The sequence below is a fragment of the Streptomyces sp. SID14436 genome, from assembly GCF_010548465.1.
In the GTDB taxonomy this organism is placed as follows: Bacteria; Actinomycetota; Actinomycetes; order Streptomycetales; family Streptomycetaceae; genus Streptomyces.
This window is the reverse complement of sequence record NZ_JAAGMD010000250.1, coordinates 1-1,674: the sequence shown is the minus strand read 5'-3', so window position 1 is coordinate 1,674 and position 1,674 is coordinate 1. Positions and strand designations below refer to the sequence as shown.

Genomic DNA, 1,674 nt, shown 5'->3' with positions numbered 1-1,674 from the left:
ACGGTCGCGCACCGCGCGGGCGAAGGTATCCAGCGCGCCCGCCGAGAACGCCGCCCCGGAGCCGCGGACGGTCACGCGCAGCCCGTCCGCCTCCGGACGTACGGCCATGAACACATCCGTCGCCGACGACGGCGGCAGGAACGCCGACGCTCCGTCCCCGGCGTCCCACGACACCCGCAGCGCGCCGTCCCCGGCCGGGGCGAGCGCCGCGAAGTCCAGGAAGGTGAAGAAGAACTGCGCGGTCACGGGCAGCCCGTCGGGGTGGCGCTGCGCCGGGGCGCCCTCAGAGGCGCGGGCCTCCTCGGCGGCCGCCGCGACCCGGCGCAGAGCGCGGCCGAAGTCGGGGTCAGGGAGCGGCCGGTCCGGCGACGCGGCGGGCCGTACCGGCACGGCGGAGGCGAACGGACCGAACACACGGTGCACGCCGGGCACCGCCCGGTCGTCCCGGCCGCTCACCGCCAGGCCGACGACCAGATCCCCTCTGCCGGTCAGCACCGCCAGCTCCTGGTGGTAGGCCGTCAGCAGCGGTACGTGGAGCGTGGTCCGCGCGTCCGAGGCCAGCTTGCGCAGCACCGTCGTCACGGACGCGTCGAGCGTGAACTCCGTGGCGTGGAAGTCCCGGTCAGCGGAGCCCGGGTCGGCGGCGCCCCGCGCGGGGGTACGCAGCACCGGCGGCCGGTACGGGGCGGCCCCCTCGGCGGGGACCGCCGCCGTGCCGGCCGGCAGGCCGGTGTCGGTGCTGGTGCCGGTGCCGGCCGGGGGGTGGGCCGACAGGACGTGGTCCCGGAAGTCGGCACGCAGCGGATCCGGCAGGGGTGTCTCACCCCGGGTCAGCCGGTCGTAGACCTCCGTCAGCTCCCGCATCAGCAGCGCGGCGCTGTACCCGTCCGCGATCACATGGTGCGCGTGCACCAGCAGCACGTGCTCCCGGGGAGCGAGGGTGAGCACCCGCAGCCGTATGAGCGGCCACGCCCACGTGTCCATGCGCCGTCGCGACTCGGCCGCCGCCCGTTCGTCGACCGCGTCGCGTCCGGTGACCGTCTCGAACTGCACCGGCAGGCGCAGGGAGTTGGGGAGTTCCTGCTGGACCGGGGGCCGGGCACCGGCCGGGAAGACCGTGCGCAGCATGCCGTGGCGCTCCACGAGCAGGTCCACCGCCCGCTGGAAGAGGTCCGGGTCGAGCGGACCGGACAGCCGCAGCCGCGCCAGCCACGTGCCGGCGCCCGGCGACATCGCCTCGGCCAGCAGGAACCCGCGCTGGCCCGGAGTGACCGGGAAGGGCCCGGAGTGGCCGGCCGGCTCGTCGCCCGGCGTGGGCACCCGGGCCGCCGGCGGTACTCCCGCCGCTTCCGGTGGTCCGGCGGCGGCGTCGACGGCCGACGCCAGGGCCGCCAGGGTGCGGTGACGGTAGATCACGGTCGGCCGGGGGAGCGGGCGTCCGTCCTCGGCGAGCCGGTCGAACACCTGAAGGACGAGCAGGGAATCGCCGCCCAGGTCGAAGAAGTCGTCGTCCCGGCCGACGGAGGTCACCGGAAGCAGGGCCGACCAGATCGCCGCGAGCCGCCGCTCGGTCGGCGTCGCCGGAGCGGTGCCCCAGAAGCCTTCGGAGCCCTCGGATCCCTCGAATCCTTCGGAGCCTCCTGACGTACCGGACCGGCCCGCCGCGCCCGCCGG

General features: G+C 76.3%; 1 protein-coding gene. It reads right to left on the bottom strand.

Translation table 11 applies throughout. From position 1 onward, the window contains the following. The coding region (locus G3I53_RS09130; protein ID WP_343240581.1) for a condensation domain-containing protein at positions 1-1,551 on the bottom strand (1,551 nt) is incomplete at its 3' end. Positions 1,552-1,674 lie beyond the last annotated feature (123 nt).